This is a genomic window from Arthrobacter sp. Y3221160 (genome assembly GCF_059092585.1).
In genome coordinates, this window is record NZ_JBNHHU010000001.1 from 934,711 (window position 1) to 949,912 (window position 15,202).

The following is a 15,202-nucleotide window of genomic DNA, read 5'->3' on the forward strand; positions in this document are numbered from 1 at the left end:
GCGCCCCGCCCACTTTCGTTTAAGCCCGCTTCCCATCCGTCGAACCAGAAAGCTACCCGTGGAGCAACGCAGAATCAGGATCGCCGCCGTGGGTGATCAACTGCTGGCCGGAGTGGGCGACCCGCGCGCCCTCGGCTGGCTCGGCCGCACCTTGGCCCGGACCAACCCGGACCCAGCCACCCTGGAATCCTTCGTACTGGCCTCACCCAACGAAGGAACGGAGGAACTGGCCGGCCGCTGGCTGCAGGAAGCCGGACGGCGTTTCGATGACGGCTTCGAAAACCGGCTCGTCATCGGGCTGTCCGGCCGCGATCTCGAGCTCGGACTGTCCACGGCGCGCAGCCGGCTCAACCTGGCGAACATCCTCGACGGAGCGGCGCAGCTGAGCGTCAAGGTCTTCGTCGTCGGCCCGCCGCCGGGACTGGACCCGGACCGCAACATCCAACTGGCCGAGCTGTCCACCGCCTTCGGCGATGTCACCACCCGGCGCAAGCACGTCTTCGTCGACACGTTCACGCCGCTGTTGAACCACGAGCAGTGGCGCACCGACCTGGCCAGCAACGGAGGGGGCCCCGGCCAAGCGGGCTACGGGCTGCTGGCCTGGCTGGTGCTGCACCGCGGGTGGTACCCGTGGCTGGACCTCCCCGAGCCTTTCTGAGCGGGCGCGCAGGACAAGGGCCTGCCGCGCAGGCCCTCAACACCGCCTCGGCGGGACCGGAAAACGCTCCGGTCCCGCCGTTCCGCTTTAAGGACGCGGTTCCAGCCCTTGCGGTCGCGGCAGTCGCGATATATCGTGTCCTGCATCACAAGATATATCGCGTTAAGAGCGGTTTATCGCCAGAGGCAGGACAGGCCATGAACGATACGTGGAGCATCGACGGCCCCCGGACGATCGACGTCGACGATGTCCGTTCGCTGCGGGCATCCATCGTGAAGGGGCGGCTGGACATCATCGTCCATGAGGAGCCGACGGTCCGCGTGGAGGTCTCCGAGGTCTCCGGATCACCCCTGGAGATGACCCTGCGCAACGGCACGCTGGAGATCAGCCACGGCAAGGCCGGCGACGGCCCGCTGGGTTTCCTCGCCCGCCGCGTCAACCTGGTGCTTCCCGGAGCCCGGGACGAAGCGGTGATCAGTATTGGCGTTCCCCGGGATCTGCCCGTCAAGGCCGCCACCGTCAGTGGCGACGGCCTGGTGTGTGGCACCGCGGCCGGGGCGGATGTCAGCACGGTCACCGGATCCATGATGGCGGACGACACCGCCGGCATGCTCACCGTCAATACGGTCAGCGGCGAAATCATCGTCCGCGAGCACAGCGGGAATCTGGTGGCCAAGAGCGTCTCCGGCGAAATCACCGCCTCGGGCTTCCTGGGCCATATCCGCGCCAGCACGGTCAGCGGCGACCTGGGTTTCGATTTGCACGGCGCCCCGGAGGACTTGGCCGTCAATTCCGTCTCCGGCGACGTTACCGTGCGCGTACCGGAGGAATGCGGGGTGGAGGTGGCTGCTTCGTCGGCCACCGGCAGCATCACGGTGAACGACCAGAAGTTTTTCGGCCTCTCCGAGAAGGTGAAAACCCGGATCGGGCCCGAAGGACCCGGGCTCACTATCCGCTCCACCACCGTTTCGGGCACCTTGGCTGTCTTCCACCGGGACATCGCCGGAAGCCAGGTCGGCTGATGACTCCGGTCTTCGCGCACGGCGCCTTGCGGCTCTACCTGCTCGCGCTGGTGGCGGAGGGCGACAAGCATGGTTATGACATCATCCGTGCCCTCAGCGACCGGTTCGGCGGCACCTACTCCCCCAGCGCGGGCACCGTCTACCCCAGGCTGGCCAAACTTGAGGAGGAAGGGCTGGTGATCACCTCCTCCGATGGCCGGCGCACGGTGTACAGCATCACCGACGCCGGGCGGGCGGAGCTGGCTGCCCGCCGGGAAGAGCTGGCCGGAGTCGAAGCCGACATCTCGGCCTCGGTGCGGCGGCTCGCGGACGAACTGCGGGAGGAACTGCGCAGTTCGATGAAGGGGCTGCGGGCCGACCTTGCCGCCTCGGCCGAGGCCGCCCGCACCAACGCCCGGAACTCGCCGCGGGCGGCCGAGGCCGCCGGGCAGCGCACGGTGAAGGAACTGGAACACCTGCTCAACGATTTCCGCGACGACGTGAGGGTGCACTTGCGCCGGCGGACCGCGGCCGGCACCGTGGACGAAGTCGCCGTGCAAACCATCAGGACCGTGCTGGAGCAGGCCAAGGCCTCCATCACGGCGGCCCTGCGCTGACCGCTCCGGACCCTCCGCCGGTTAGGAGGTGGGGCAGGCATATGACAGACTGGTGCGCAGTTCTTTTTCGTCCAGCAAAGGAGGCAGCCCATGAGCAAGCGAGCACGCAAGCGCCGCGACCGTAAGCGCGGCGGCGCAAACCACGGCAAGCGCCCCAACACCTAAGCAGTCGCCAACAGCCCGCGCGGCTGAGGCTGCTGAGACAAGAACCCCCGCACCCGGTTTGGGCGGCGGGGGTTCTTTCGTTGTTCCCTGCGCGTTCCCTGCAGCCAGGACGCGGCAGGCCCGTTACACGGTGTCGGTTTCCCTGATGTGGCTGATCCTGTCCAGAATCCGTTCCTTCAGCGTCTGAGGTGCGTGCTCCTGGCAGGAGCGCTTCACCACCGAGCGGATCAGGCACTCCAGGTTGTGTTCTTCGGCGCATTCGGGACAGCTGTCCAGATGCGCCTTGATCTCCGCTAGGTCATCGCGGGAGAGTGCGCCGTCGACGTACTCGTAGATCCGCTGCATCCGGTCGTCTTCGCAGTCGCCCAGTCCGTGGCAGTCGCTCATGTGCCGTTCTCCTGTTGTGTCCCCACCGCCGCCGCGGCGTTTTTCTTGTCCTTGGTGCCTGACATGCCACGTTCGTGCGCATAATCTGCGAGCAGTTCGCGCAGCAATTTGCGTCCCCGGTGCAGGCGGGACATCACGGTGCCGATGGGGGTGTTCATGATTTCCGATATTTCCTTGTACGCGAAGCCCTCCACGTCCGAAAAGTAGACGGCCAGCCGGAATTCCTCCGGGATCGCCTGAAGGGCGTTCTTCACGTCCGAGTCCGGCAGGTGGTCCAGCGCCTCCGCTTCCGCCGAGCGGAGCCCGGAGGAGGTGTGCGCGGCAGCCTGGAACATCTGCCAGTCCTCGACCTGGTCCGTGTTGGACTGCTGCGGCTCGCGCTGCCGCTTCCGGTAGAGGTTGATGTACGTATTGGTCAGGATCCGGTAGAGCCAGGCCTTGAGATTGGTGCCCGGCTTGTACTGGTGGAAGGCCGAAAACGCCTTGGTGTAGGCCTCCTGCACCAGGTCCTCGGCGTCGCTGGGATTGCGTGCCATCCGCATCGCCGCCGAATAGAGCTGGTCCACATACTGCATGGCGTCGCGTTCGAACCGGGCACGGCGCTGGTCGGCGGTTTCCGTCTGGACGTCGACCTGATCCGGCTCCCCCGCCGTGGCGGGGATGGCGCGGTCCTGGGTGGCGTCCGAATTCTCAGTCGTCATTGGCTCCCAGTCTACGCTGGGCTGCCCTGACGCCGGGGCGGACGCAGCGCCGGCAACCGGGCCTGCGCGGCCCCGTTCGGCAAGCGCTGTAGGCACAGGATCTCCCTCCGTTTCGACACCTTGCCGGCCGGAGACAACGCACCGGCCTTCCTCTCATGGCTAACCGCCGACGAGCCGCAACTATTCCCCGCCGGCCGCGGTAAACGGCCCCGCAAGGTGTGCGGTGCCAACAAAAGTGCCAGACTAGTGTCCAGTGCCACCTTCCCGGGGCCTGGCTCCGGGAAAGGCGCAGATCCTTCGACGCACGCTGACAGCCAGGAGGCTTCCATGTCAATCGTCCGCCTTGCCGCCCGCCCGCTGCTGGCCACAAGCTTTGTAGCTACCGGAATAGACCGTCTGCGCCACACCGACGAAACCGCGGTGTCCCTGCGGCCGCTGGTCCAGCAGACAGAATCCGTCCTTCCCGCGGCTGGCGCCCTGGCCGGGCAGGAGAAGCTGATGGCCCGCGCTATCGGCGCGGCCCAGGTGGGAGCAGGTGTGCTCTTGGGCATGGGCAAGTTCTCGCGGCTCGCGGCTGCCGTACTGGCCGGCACCACAGCCCTCAATACCGTGGTGGATTACCGCGCCGCCGATTCCGCAACTCCGGAAGCCAGGCGCACCCGCCGCAACCACCTCTTGAAGAATCTGTCCTTGATCGGTGCGGTCCTGCTCGCCGCTGTGGATACCAATGGCCGGCCCGGCCTGGTGTGGCGGGCCGAGCACCTTGCCGCTGACGCCCGGCGCAACGTCCGCTCCATCGGCAAAGACGCCCGCCGCAATGCCGGTTCGATCGGCCATGACGCCCGGAAGCAGCTGAAGAAGGCCGAGCGCGCGGTGCGCGAAGCCACGGCGGACGTGGTGGCATCCTGAACGCAATGCCCCACGCTGCCAACCACTGGCCCGCCCCCTTCGCGGAGCGGCCGATCGATGCAACAGTAGAAGTCCCCGCCTCCAAGTCCCTCACCAACCGTTACCTGGTGCTCGCCGCGCTGGCCGACGGCCCCTCCCGGCTGCGCTCCCCGCTGCACTCGCGGGACACCGTTCTGATGGTGGAGGCGCTGCGGTCCCTGGGAGCCGGCATCACCGAGACCGAGGGCGACGGCCGGTTCGGCCCGGACCTTTTGGTGGAACCGATCGACCCGGCGCGCCCGCTGGGCGCTGCCCGCATCGACTGCGGACTGGCAGGCACGGTCATGCGGTTCGTGCCGCCGCTGGCGGCGCTGTGCAGCGGCGCCGTGGAGTTCGACGGCGACCCGGCGGCGCGGCGCCGGCCCATGTCCCCCACCATCGACGCACTGCGCCGGCTGGGCGTGGACGTGGACGACCGCGGGCTCGGCAGCCTGCCGTTCCGCGTCACCGGCGCGGGTGAAGTGGCCGGAGGCCACCTGGCGATCGATGCCAGCGCCTCCTCGCAGTTCGTTTCCGCCCTCCTGCTGGTCGGTCCCCGTTTCCGCGACGGACTGCACCTCGAGCACACCGGCGACCGCGTGCCGAGCCTGGATCACATCTCCATGACGGTGCGGCTGCTGCGGGACCTGGGCGTGCGCGTCGACGACTCCACCCCCAACCACTGGGTCGTCTCCCCGGGCCCGATCCGTGCCTTCGACACCCGGATCGAGCAGGATCTTTCCAACGCCGGCCCGTTCCTGGCCGCCGCCCTGGCCACCCGCGGCCGAGTCAGGATCCCCAACTGGCCCACTGCCACCACCCAGGTGGGCGACGCCTGGCGGGACATCCTGCCGCGGCTGGGCGCCACGGTCACGCTGGAGGGCAGCACCCTGACCGTCACCGGCGGCGCCTCGATCACCGGTGCCGACCTCGCCGACACCAGCGAGCTGGCGCCGACCGCGGCGGCGCTGTGCGCGTTGGCCGACGGCGAGTCCCGCCTGAGCGGCATTGCCCACCTGCGCGGCCATGAGACGGACCGCTTGGCGGCCCTGGTGGCGGAAATCAACCGGCTGGGCGGCGACGCCGAGGAAACGGAAGACGGTTTGCTCATCCGGCCCAAGCCGCTGCACGGCGGCCTGTTCCATTCCTACGAGGACCACCGCATGGCGACCGCCGGCGCCATCCTCGGATTGGCCGTGCGCGGCGTGGAGGTCGAGGACATCGGCACCACGGCGAAGACGATGCCCGAGTTCCCGCAGCTGTGGCAGGACATGTTCACCGTTGCCCCGGCCGCCTCGGCCAGCGAGGGCTGACGGTGTCGCGCAGCACCGGCAGCTGGGACGAATCGGATGTGCGCATCCGCCCGAACAAGCGCGGTTCCCGTCCGCGCACCAAGGACCGCCCGGCCCACGAGGATGCGGAGCTCGGGCGGATCGTCACCGTCGACCGCGGCCGCTACACCGCCGTCGTCGATGAAGACACTCCCCGCGAACGCACCGTCGTCGCAGCCCGGGCCCGCGAACTCCGCCGCACCCCCGTGGTCACGGGAGACTTCGTGGCACTGGTCGGTGATGTCTCCGGCGAACCCGACAGCCTCGCCCGGCTGGTCCGGGTGGAGGAACGGCGCACCCTGCTGCGCCGCAGCGCGGACGACACCGACCCGGTTGAACGCGCGGTGGTGGCCAATGCCGACCAGCTGGTCATCGTGGTGGCGGCGGCGAACCCCGAACCCCGCACCGGCTTCATCGACCGGGCGCTGGTGGCCGCGTACGACGCCGGGATCCGCCCGCTGCTGTGCGTCACCAAGGCCGACCTGAAGGACCCCGCCGAGCTGCTGTCCAATTACGAGCACCTGGAACTGCCGGTGATCGTCAGCCGCACCGCCGCCGCCGACGCCCTCGGTGTGGACACCCGCTCCGACGAGGGCCTGTCCGCGCGGCTCGATACCGAGGCCGTGGCCGCGCTGCGCGGTTATCTCGACGGCAAGGTCACCGTCACCCTCGGCCACTCGGGCGTCGGCAAGTCCACCATGGTCAATGCGCTCACCGGGGCCCAGCGCGCCACCGGCGGAGTCAACGCCGTCACCGGGCGCGGCCGGCACACGTCGTCGTCTGCCCTGGCGCTGAAGGTCCAGGACTCGCCCGCCGGCACCTGGATCATCGACACCCCGGGCATCCGTTCCTTCGGTCTGGCCTATGTGGACCCCGACCGGATCTTGTCCGCCTTCCCCGACCTGGAGCCCGGCACCGCCGACTGTCCGCGCGGCTGCAAGCACGACGCCGCCGCCGTGGGCTGCGGGCTGGACCCCTACGTCGCTGACGGCGGGGCCGGCGACGCCGGGGCGGCGAGGCTTGCGTCGCTGCGCCGCCTGCTGGGCGCCGAAGAGCGCCCCGAGGCCAAAGAACTCGGCACCGTCTAAGGGCCGCCGGCCGGGCTGCAGCTCCGCCTCCCGCGTCCGCACTTCACTTACCGATAGGTTGAAACCTATGACCCACGCTTCGCAAAGCTACAACGACGACCTGCGCCTGGCCCATGTGATGGCCGACTCCGTCGACGCGCAGACCATGGCCCGCTTCAAGGCACTCGACCTGAAGGTGGAGACCAAGCCGGACCTGACGCCGGTCACGGACGCCGACCGTGCCGCCGAAGAGGCAATCCGCGGGCAACTCTCCCGCTCCCGCCCGCGCGACGCCGTGCTCGGCGAAGAATTCGGCAGCAGCGGCCACGGCGCCCGCCGCTGGATCATCGACCCGATTGACGGCACCAAGAACTTTGTCCGGGGCGTACCGGTCTGGGCCACCCTGATCGCGTTGGTGGACGAGGGGCAGCCGGTGGTCGGGCTGGTCAGCGCGCCCGCACTGGGCAAGCGCTGGTGGGCCGCCAAGGGAACCGGCGCCTACACGGGACGTTCGCTGGCCACCGCGACCCGGCTCCAGGTCTCCGCCGTGGACCGGCTGGAGAACGCGTCGCTGTCCTACTCCAGCCTGGGCGGCTGGAAGGAACGCGGGAACCTGGACGACTTCCTTGGCCTGACCGAATCCGTCTGGCGCACGCGGGCCTTCGGCGATTTCTGGTCCTACTGCCTGGTGGCCGAGGGCGCCGTGGACATCGCCTGCGAACCGGAACTGAACCTCTACGACATGGCCGCCCTGGTGCCGATCGTGACCGAAGCCGGCGGGCGGTTCAGCTCGCTGGAGGGCGAAGACGGCCCGTTCGGCGGCAACGCGCTGGCCACCAACGGCCTGCTCCACGTCGAGGCCCTGCACCGCCTGAACCCCGAACTGCGCGGACAGCGCCCCGCCGGGTCAGCCGCGGCAGCGTACGACGACGAAGCGGCCGGCAGCATCGAGGCCGCCGGCGAGGGCCGGTAGCACGCCGCCGCACCAGGAGCACCACCGTGGCACACAGCGGCCCCCGGATGGACGATGAGCGGCGGCGCGCCTACGCCGACACCTTCCAGCAGGGCGGCGAACACTACGACCGCATCCGTCCCGGCTACCCCGACGACGCCGTCGACTGGCTGCTGCCGGCCGGCGCACGGGATGCCGCCGACGTGGGAGCCGGCACCGGAAAGTACACCGCCGCCCTGGCCGCACGCGGGCTGCGGGTGGTTGCGGTGGATCCCTCGGCCGACATGCTCGCGCAGCTGCAGCGGAATCTTCCGGGCGTGGCCGCCGTGGCGGGCACCGCCGAAGACACCGGCCTCCCCGACGCCGGCATGGACGTGGTCACCGTGGCGCAGGCCTGGCACTGGACCGATCCGCTGCGGGCGAGCACCGAAGCCGCCCGCATCCTCAAGCCCGGCGGGACCCTGGGCCTGGTGTGGAACCAGTTGGATACCGGCGTGCCGTGGGTGCACCGCCTCTCGCGCATCATGCATGCCGGCGACGTGCTCAAGCCCGGTTTCCGCCCCCGCGTCGGCCCGGAGTTCGGCCCGCCGGAAGGGCACGAGACCCGGTGGCGGGACCGGCTCAGCACCGGCGACGTGATGGAGCTGGTCAAAACCCGCAGCTACTACCTGCGCGCGACGGAGGCCACCCGGGCGAAAGTCCTGGGCAACCTCGACTGGTACCTGCACGACCATCTGGGCCACTCCCCCGGGGCCATGATCGACCTGCCCTACCTGACCCACAGCTGGCGGGCCAGGAAGATCTGACCCCGGTCCCCGGACATTTTCCTCCTCCGCTTGTTTTGAGGCTGGCCGTCCTGCAAAATTTAGGCATGCCGAAACTTTGCGCGAGGGGGTTCCTGCTGGCCGTTGCCATCGTGCTGGCGGCGACCGGCTGTGCGGCGCCGCCGCAGTCCGCCGCCGCGTCGGAGCGGCCGCTGGTGCTGACCACGTTCACCGTGCTGGCCGACATGGCCGACACGATCGGCGGCGGCCACGTGGAGGTCGCGTCCATCACCAAGGTCGGCGCGGAGATCCACGGCTACCAGCCCACGCCGTCGGACCTGGTGCGGGCGCAGGACGCGGACCTCATCCTGGACAACGGGCTGGGCCTCGAACGCTGGTTCGCACGCTTCCTGAATGCCGTCCCGGCCCCGCACGTGGTCCTCAGCGACGGCGTGGAGCCGGTGGGCATCACCGCCGGGAATTATGCCGGGAAGCCGAACCCGCACGCGTGGATGTCCCCGAAGGCGGCGAAGGTCTATGTGGACAACATCGTGGACGCCTTCAGCCGGCTGCTGCCCGCACACGCCGCCGACTTTCGCCGCAACGGCGCGGAATACCACCGGGAGCTGGACGTGCTGATGGCCGGCCTGGAGTCGGCCTTCGCCGATCCGTCGGCCGTTCCGGCTTTGGTCAGCTGTGAAGGCGCCTTCTCCTACCTGGCCCGCGACGCCGGGTTGCGTGAGGCCTATCTCTGGCCGGTGAACTCCGATGCCGAGGGCACACCCCGGCAAATCAGGGACGTGATCGGCCAGGTCTCCGAGCACCGGATCCCGGCGGTGTTCTGCGAATCGACCGTCAACCCGGAATCGATGCAGCAGGTCGCCGCCGCCACCGGCGCCCGCCTCATCACGCCGCTGTACGTGGACTCCCTCTCGGGACCGGACGGCCCGGTGCCCACCCACCTGGAGCTGATCCGGCACGACATCTCCCTGATCAAGGAAGGACTGGCCCCGTGAGCACCCCCGACCTCCCGCCCGGCGCCGCCGCCATCTCCGTGCTCGGCCTCACCGTGGCCTACAACGACGTCGTCGCCCTGGACCGCGTTTCCGCCACGGTGGCACCGGGAACCATCTGCGGCCTGATCGGGGTCAACGGCTCCGGGAAGTCCACCCTGTTCAAGTCGCTGATGGGACTCGTCCACCCGGCGTCGGGCACGGTGGAACTGTTTGGGCTGTCGCCCCGGCAGTCGAGGAAGCTGAACCTGGCCAGTTACGTGCCGCAGTCCGAAGACGTCGACTGGACTTTTCCGGTCTCCGTGCGCGACGTCGTGATGATGGGCCGCTACGGTCGGCTCGGACCCATGCGCCGCCCCCGCCGCCGGGACCGCGAGGCGGTCGACGCAGCCCTGGAACGCACCGGCCTGAGCCACCTGCAGCACCGGCAGATCGGCGAACTCTCCGGCGGCCAGCGCAAGCGCGCCTTCGTGGCCCGCGGCATAGCCCAGCACGCCGGCCTGCTGCTGCTCGATGAGCCCTTCGCCGGGGTGGACAAGGCCTCCGAGGCGGTCCTGATCGCCCTGCTGAAGGAACTGCGCGACGAGGGCAGGACGATCCTGATCTCCACCCACGACCTGGCCGGCATCCCGCAGCTGTGCGACGAGGCCATCCTGCTGCACCAGAAAATACTCGCGCACGGCCGGCCCGCAGACGTGCTCACCAACGAAAACCTGGCCCTGGCCTTCGGCTCCGCGCTGGCCGGTCCGGGGGAAGGAACACGCAGTGGAGCTGTTTAACTGGCTGCTGGAACCCCTGCAGTACGGGTTCCTCACCCGCGCCCTGGTGGTAACGCTGGCCGCCTCCGTCGTGTCGGCTGTGCTGTCCTGCTGGCTGATCCTGATGGGTTGGTCTCTGATGGGCGACGCGGTCTCCCACGCCGTGCTCCCCGGCGTCGCGCTGGCATACATCGTCGGGGTGCCGTTCTCGCTGGGCGCCTTCATCTTCGGCGCCGCGGCGGTGGCGCTGATCGGCGGCGTGCGATCCTCCACCCGCCTGAAGGGCGACACCGTGATCGGCGTGGTGTTCACGGCGTTCTTCGCGGCCGGACTGGCCATCATTTCCAAGACGCCCAGCCAGACCGACCTGCAGCACATCCTCTTCGGCAACGTGCTGGGCGTCAGCGACGGCGAACTGCTGCAGGTGCTCATCCTCGGCGCCGTGGCGCTGTGCGTGCTGCTGTTCAAGCGCCGCGACCTGACGCTGTTCGCCTTCGACCGCATCCATGCCCACGCCATCGGGCTCAGCACCCGCTGGCTGTCGGTGCTGCTGCTCGGGCTGCTGGCGATCACCGTCGTCGTCGGGCTGCAGGCGGTCGGCATCGTGCTGGTGGTGGCCATGCTCATCACGCCGGGGGCGACCGCGTTCCTGCTGACCCGCAGGTTCGATGCCATGCTGGCGATCGCCGCCTCCGTCACCGCCGCCGCCGCGGTCGCCGGCATCTACGCCAGCTACTACCTGGACGTCGCCACCGGCGCGGCGGTGGTCCTGGCCCAGGCCCTGGTCTTCCTCGTGGTCTACCTGGGCGCGCCGCGGACCGGGGTAATCTGGCAGTTGGCCCGGCGCCGCACGGGGCGGGGCTCCCCCGCGCAGCCCGGCTCCGCCGCCGCCAACCTGCCGTCCTGACACGTTCGACGAGAGAGTGAGACGCATGCCCCCGGCCAGGAAAACCGCGCTGAGCAGCGGCTCATCCAGCGTGCAGGACTACGTCAAGGTCATCTACGCCTTCACCGAGTGGCAGGACAAGCCCATCACCTCCTCGCAGCTGGCCGGCCGGCTCGGGGTGGCCAATTCCTCGGTCTCCGAGATGGTGCGCAAGCTGGTGGAACTGCAGCTGGTGGACCACCGGCCGTACAGCGCCATCGAACTGACCGACGCCGGCCGCCGGCTGGCCCTGACCATGGTCCGCCGGCACCGGGTCCTGGAGACCTTCCTGGTGCAGGAACTCGGCTATGCCTGGGACGAAGTCCACGACGAAGCCGAGCTGCTCGAACACACCGTCTCCGACATGTTCATCGACCGGATGGCGGCCAAGCTGGGCCACCCGCAGCGCGATCCGCACGGCGACCCCATCCCGGCGGCGGACGGCACCGTCCACGTCCCCAGCGCGGTGCAGCTGGAAGAACTCGACGGCGGACACACCGGCCGGATCACCCGGATCAGCGACGCCGATGCCGACCTCCTGCGCTTCTTCAGCGCCGAGCGGATCGGACTCGACGACCGGGTGGAAGTGGTCGGCCGGCGCCCCTTCGGCGGTGCGCTGGTGGTCCGGTTCGGCCCGGACGGGGCGGGCCGGGAGCTGGACCTGGGCGACCAGGCGGCCGCCGCCCTGTGGGTGCACGGCGATCCGCACCCCGGCTGCCGGCTCGCTTCGTGAGCACGACGCCGCGCGGGCGGCTTCGCATCGCGGCGGCGCCGTCCGCGCTGCCGGGCCCGGGCGCCTGGGTCGCCGTCGCCGTCGGCGGCTTCGCGGGCGCCGAGGCGCGCTACCTGCTGGGCGTCGCCTTCCCCGAAGACGGCTCCATCCCGTGGACCACGCTGGCCATCAACGTGGCCGGCAGCCTGCTGCTGGGCGTCCTCACGGCGCTCTGGACCGAACGTCCCGGCACCGCGTTCTGGCTCCGCGCCGCGCTGGGCCCGGGGCTGCTCGCCTCGTTCACGACGTTCTCCGCCGTTGCGCTGGCCGTCGACCAGTTGGCGGCGCAGGGCCGCCACGCCGACTGGCTGCTGTATCTGGGCCTGTCCCTGGCCGCGGGCCTGGCCGCCGCCGTCGCCGGGCTGCACGCCGGCCGCACGCTGGGCCGCCGGATCACCCGGGCGGCCGCCTCGTGACGGCGCTGCTCGTCGGGCTGTTCGGCGCCGCCGGAGCCCTGCTGCGCTTCGCCGCCGACACCTGGCTCGCCCGCCGGCAGGCAGCCCGCCGGCGGCCGGAGCAGCACTGGCCCTGGGCCACCCTGCTGGTCAATGTCACCGGGTCGTTCATCCTCGGGCTCGTCGCCGGCGGCGTGGTGGGCCAGGAGCCGGACCTGGCGGAAACGTGGCGCCTGGCCGAGCCTTGGCGACTGGCGCTGGCCAGCGGCCTGGCCGGCGGACTGACCACTTTCAGTTCCTTCACCGTCGCCACGGTTAAGCTGTGGGCAGAGCGACGGGCGGGCGCCGCCGTCGTCAATCTCGCGGCGAACCTGCTGCTGGGCACCGCCGCCGCGGCGCTCGGGCTCGCGGCAACTGGCCTGACCGTGCCACTGTCCTGAGCAATCCGTGCCCCTCGCCAGACGGCTGTCCGGCAGGGTTCGGGCGGTCCCGGCCGTGAGCATGACCGCCCGCAGATCGGCTAGGCTCGGCTTGTCTGAGCGTCGGCAGAAGAAAGGTGCCCCATGGCAACTCTGGGAATTGAGGAAGAATACCTGCTGCTGGATCCGGCCACCGGCTTACCCGCCCCGGTGGCGGACAGGGTCGCCGAAAACCTGGAAGGCTCGGTACAAGTAGCCAGGGATGAGATCCAGCGGGAGTTGCTCACTTGCCAGATTGAAACTGCCACCGCGGTCTGCTCCACGCTCACCGAGGCCGAGGAGTCGCTGCTCAACTTCCGCCGCGAGCTCGATACCGCCGCCCGCAAGACCGGCGTGCGCGCGGCGGCCACCGGCACGGCCCCGCGGATCCAGGACGACTACCCCGAGGTCACGGACAAGGAGCGCTACCACCAGCTCAAGGCCAGCGCGAAGGGCATCGTGGCCGACCAGTTCGTCAACGGCCAGCACGTGCATGTGTCCGTCCCCGACAAGGAGGCCGGGGTGCAGGCCTTGAACCGGATCAGGCCGTGGCTGCCGGCGGTGGTGGCGCTGGGCGCCAACTCACCGTACTGGCTGGACCGGGACAGCGGGTTCGGCAGCTGGCGGATCGTCCACTACCGCCGCTGGCCCATCCAGGGCTGCGCGCCGGTCTTCCGCGACGCGGCGGACTACGAGCGCCGGATCCAGCGCCTGGTCGACTCCGGCGTGGTCATCGACCGGGGTGTCATTACGTGGCTGGCACGGCTGTCCGACCGCTACCCCACCCTTGAAGTCCGTGCCGCCGACGTGCAACTCGAGGCCCAGGACTCCGTGCTGATCGCGGCGGTTGTCCGGGGACTGATCTCCACGGTGCTGACCGATGAGGCTTCCTCCCGGTCCTTCCTGCAGCCCGAGCCGGAGCTTCTGGACGCCGCCGTCTGGCAGGCCGGACGGCAGGGCCTGTCCGACCGGCTGGTGGATCCTGAGTCCGGCGTGCTGCTGCCGGCACGGGATGTGGTGGGCATGCTGCTGCGCTACATCCGGCCCGCACTCGAGGAAGAGGGCGACTCGGCGTGGGTGGATGCCAGCATCGAGCGGCTCTTCGCCACGGGCACCGGCGCCGACCGGCAGCGCAGGGCCATGGAATCCGGCGGGCTGCCGGCGCTGATGGATCTGTACGCCTCGTCCCTGACCGCGGAGCCATAGCCCGCGGCGCACTGGTCCTTTTAGGCGGGCGGCCGGCTGCCCGGCCCCGATCTGCCGTCCGCCGCAGCCGGCGGCGCGAGCAGGGGTGCCATGAGGTTCATGATCTTGGCCGAAGGCTCCACCCCATAATCCTTCCGCAGCCGGGAGCTGAAGGCCTCGAAGGCCCGCAGCGCCTGGGCATAATTGCCCTCGGCGATCTGCGCCTGGAGCAACAGCCGCTGCGCGCTTTCGCGCAGCGGCTCAATGGCGACGGCGATTCCCGCTGCGTCCGTCGCCCGGTCGATCTCACCGCGCTCCAGATACTGGCCGGCGAGGCGTTCCAGGGCCTTCAGCCTCAGCTGCCTCCACCGCTCCTGCTCGGCCATGACCCAATCCTCATACCACCCGGGCAGCAGTTCGGCCGTGCGCAGCAGGTCGAGCAGGGCCGGCCGCTGGCCAACCCCGCGGTCCCCGTCGAGGGCGGCCAGCCGCCGGCGGACTTCGTGAACGTCCACTGTGACGTCCGGAGCGAGTGCCAGCGGATCCCTGCTCTCCTCCAGCAGTCCCGGCAGCTGGTGGGAAATCATCCAGATCGCCTCCCGCAGGCTACCCGCCGCCTGCCTCTCCGAACTGTCCGGCCACAGCAGGCCGGCCAGGAACGCGCGTGGCTCGCTGCCGTGAAGGGCCAGGGCGGCAATCAGGCGCTGCTGCCGGATGGTGACCCTCACGGGAAGTGTTCCCTGGCGAATCTGCCATCCCCCCAGGAGTTGGACCTCCCACGGGCGTTCTGTTGCATTCATTTCCGTGCCCTCCCCCAAGGGCATCAAGTAGCCCCCAAGCAACTGCCCCGCTTCTCCCCGATTACAGCTTCCCACCGTGTGCAACGTTGTCAATGCGGCCCTCGTCGGCGGCAGTCGGCCCGGTAACGCCGCCGTAACACCGGACGTCGTCCAATGTCGTCTAGGGGCCCGTCGTCGCACATGGCTAGACCGTCACACATGGCTCGACGCACTGCCCGGCACGTCGTCGACTCCCGAGGCTAGGAGGACTGCCATGGCGGCACATGCGCACTTCCCCACGCCCGCCCAGGAGACGCACGCCGCCTGCGGCTTCCTGGTACAGGCGG

The 15,202-nt window shown here is 69.9% G+C and carries 19 protein-coding genes; 16 read left to right on the forward strand and 3 right to left on the reverse strand.

From position 1 onward, the window contains the following. The first annotated feature begins 58 nt into the window (after nucleotides 1-58). From AC5RWG_RS04265 to AC5RWG_RS04280, 4 genes are all read left to right on the forward strand, one after another. Complete coding sequence (locus tag AC5RWG_RS04265; RefSeq protein WP_493989216.1) at nucleotides 59-658, forward strand: GDSL-type esterase/lipase family protein; 600 nt, start codon at nucleotides 59-61, stop codon at nucleotides 656-658. Nucleotides 659-855: 197 nt separating this feature from the next. After that, the gene (locus AC5RWG_RS04270) at nucleotides 856-1,680 is read left to right on the forward strand and encodes a DUF4097 family beta strand repeat-containing protein (RefSeq protein WP_494022806.1); all 825 of its coding nucleotides are present in this window, start codon (nucleotides 856-858) and stop codon (nucleotides 1,678-1,680) included. Next, nucleotides 1,680-2,276 carry a PadR family transcriptional regulator gene (locus AC5RWG_RS04275; RefSeq protein WP_494049736.1) on the forward strand — a complete coding sequence of 199 codons (597 nt, stop codon included), beginning with the start codon at nucleotides 1,680-1,682 and terminating at the stop codon, nucleotides 2,274-2,276. Before AC5RWG_RS04270 ends, AC5RWG_RS04275 begins: the two co-directional genes overlap by 1 nt. A gap of 90 nt (nucleotides 2,277-2,366) precedes the next feature. Next, complete coding sequence (locus AC5RWG_RS04280) at nucleotides 2,367-2,441, forward strand: 50S ribosomal protein bL37 (RefSeq protein ID WP_369299106.1); 75 nt, start codon at nucleotides 2,367-2,369, stop codon at nucleotides 2,439-2,441. A 123-nt stretch (nucleotides 2,442-2,564) separates the two neighbouring features. On the opposite strand, the gene rsrA is transcribed toward AC5RWG_RS04280, so the two are convergent. Beyond that, nucleotides 2,565-2,828, reverse strand: coding sequence for a mycothiol system anti-sigma-R factor (rsrA, locus tag AC5RWG_RS04285; RefSeq protein WP_493979048.1), 264 nt, complete (start codon nucleotides 2,826-2,828; stop codon nucleotides 2,565-2,567). After that, nucleotides 2,825-3,529 (reverse strand): sigma-70 family RNA polymerase sigma factor, encoded by a 705-nt coding sequence (locus AC5RWG_RS04290; protein WP_494000159.1) that lies wholly within the window; start codon nucleotides 3,527-3,529, stop codon nucleotides 2,825-2,827. Before AC5RWG_RS04290 ends, rsrA begins: the two co-directional genes overlap by 4 nt. A 327-nt stretch (nucleotides 3,530-3,856) precedes the next feature. Between AC5RWG_RS04290 and AC5RWG_RS04295 the strand changes: the two genes are divergently transcribed. The 12 genes from AC5RWG_RS04295 to AC5RWG_RS04350 all read left to right on the forward strand — a co-directional run bounded on the left by AC5RWG_RS04295 (nucleotide 3,857) and on the right by AC5RWG_RS04350 (nucleotide 14,097). After that, nucleotides 3,857-4,438, forward strand: a complete 582-nt coding sequence (locus AC5RWG_RS04295; RefSeq protein ID WP_494000160.1) for a DoxX family protein — start codon at nucleotides 3,857-3,859, stop codon at nucleotides 4,436-4,438. Between the two features lie 5 nt (nucleotides 4,439-4,443). Beyond that, the gene (aroA, locus tag AC5RWG_RS04300; RefSeq protein WP_494049735.1) at nucleotides 4,444-5,769 is read left to right on the forward strand and encodes a 3-phosphoshikimate 1-carboxyvinyltransferase; all 1,326 of its coding nucleotides are present in this window, start codon (nucleotides 4,444-4,446) and stop codon (nucleotides 5,767-5,769) included. A 2-nt stretch (nucleotides 5,770-5,771) separates the two neighbouring features. After that, the gene (gene rsgA, locus AC5RWG_RS04305; RefSeq protein WP_494012458.1) at nucleotides 5,772-6,875 is read left to right on the forward strand and encodes a ribosome small subunit-dependent GTPase A; all 1,104 of its coding nucleotides are present in this window, start codon (nucleotides 5,772-5,774) and stop codon (nucleotides 6,873-6,875) included. 67 nt (nucleotides 6,876-6,942) lie between these two features. After that, nucleotides 6,943-7,827, forward strand: coding sequence for a histidinol-phosphatase (hisN, locus tag AC5RWG_RS04310; protein ID WP_494000163.1), 885 nt, complete (start codon nucleotides 6,943-6,945; stop codon nucleotides 7,825-7,827). A 47-nt stretch (nucleotides 7,828-7,874) separates the two neighbouring features. Beyond that, nucleotides 7,875-8,612, forward strand: coding sequence for a class I SAM-dependent methyltransferase (locus tag AC5RWG_RS04315; protein ID WP_494167096.1), 738 nt, complete (start codon nucleotides 7,875-7,877; stop codon nucleotides 8,610-8,612). A 65-nt stretch (nucleotides 8,613-8,677) separates the two neighbouring features. After that, nucleotides 8,678-9,586, forward strand: a complete 909-nt coding sequence (locus AC5RWG_RS04320) for a metal ABC transporter substrate-binding protein (protein WP_494166471.1) — start codon at nucleotides 8,678-8,680, stop codon at nucleotides 9,584-9,586. After that, nucleotides 9,583-10,362 (forward strand): metal ABC transporter ATP-binding protein, encoded by a 780-nt coding sequence (locus AC5RWG_RS04325; RefSeq protein ID WP_494000166.1) that lies wholly within the window; start codon nucleotides 9,583-9,585, stop codon nucleotides 10,360-10,362. The genes AC5RWG_RS04320 and AC5RWG_RS04325 overlap by 4 nt, the downstream gene beginning before the upstream one ends. After that, nucleotides 10,349-11,248, forward strand: a complete 900-nt coding sequence (locus AC5RWG_RS04330) for a metal ABC transporter permease (protein WP_494075468.1) — start codon at nucleotides 10,349-10,351, stop codon at nucleotides 11,246-11,248. The genes AC5RWG_RS04325 and AC5RWG_RS04330 overlap by 14 nt, the downstream gene beginning before the upstream one ends. Nucleotides 11,249-11,273: 25 nt before the next feature. Next, on the forward strand, nucleotides 11,274-11,999 hold the full coding sequence (locus AC5RWG_RS04335; RefSeq protein ID WP_494000168.1) for a metal-dependent transcriptional regulator: 726 nt from the start codon (nucleotides 11,274-11,276) through the stop codon (nucleotides 11,997-11,999). Continuing rightward, nucleotides 11,996-12,454, forward strand: coding sequence for a fluoride efflux transporter FluC (locus tag AC5RWG_RS04340; RefSeq protein WP_494156758.1), 459 nt, complete (start codon nucleotides 11,996-11,998; stop codon nucleotides 12,452-12,454). Before AC5RWG_RS04335 ends, AC5RWG_RS04340 begins: the two co-directional genes overlap by 4 nt. Beyond that, nucleotides 12,451-12,873, forward strand: a complete 423-nt coding sequence (locus AC5RWG_RS04345; RefSeq protein WP_494156759.1) for a fluoride efflux transporter FluC — start codon at nucleotides 12,451-12,453, stop codon at nucleotides 12,871-12,873. Before AC5RWG_RS04340 ends, AC5RWG_RS04345 begins: the two co-directional genes overlap by 4 nt. A gap of 123 nt (nucleotides 12,874-12,996) precedes the next feature. Continuing rightward, entirely contained in the window at nucleotides 12,997-14,097 is a 1,101-nt protein-coding gene (locus AC5RWG_RS04350) for a carboxylate-amine ligase (protein WP_494000171.1), read from the forward strand. Nucleotides 14,098-14,117: 20 nt separating this feature from the next. On the opposite strand, the gene AC5RWG_RS04355 is transcribed toward AC5RWG_RS04350, so the two are convergent. After that, nucleotides 14,118-14,804 (reverse strand): AfsR/SARP family transcriptional regulator, encoded by a 687-nt coding sequence (locus AC5RWG_RS04355; protein ID WP_494156760.1) that lies wholly within the window; start codon nucleotides 14,802-14,804, stop codon nucleotides 14,118-14,120. Between the last annotated feature and the right edge of the window lie 398 nt (nucleotides 14,805-15,202).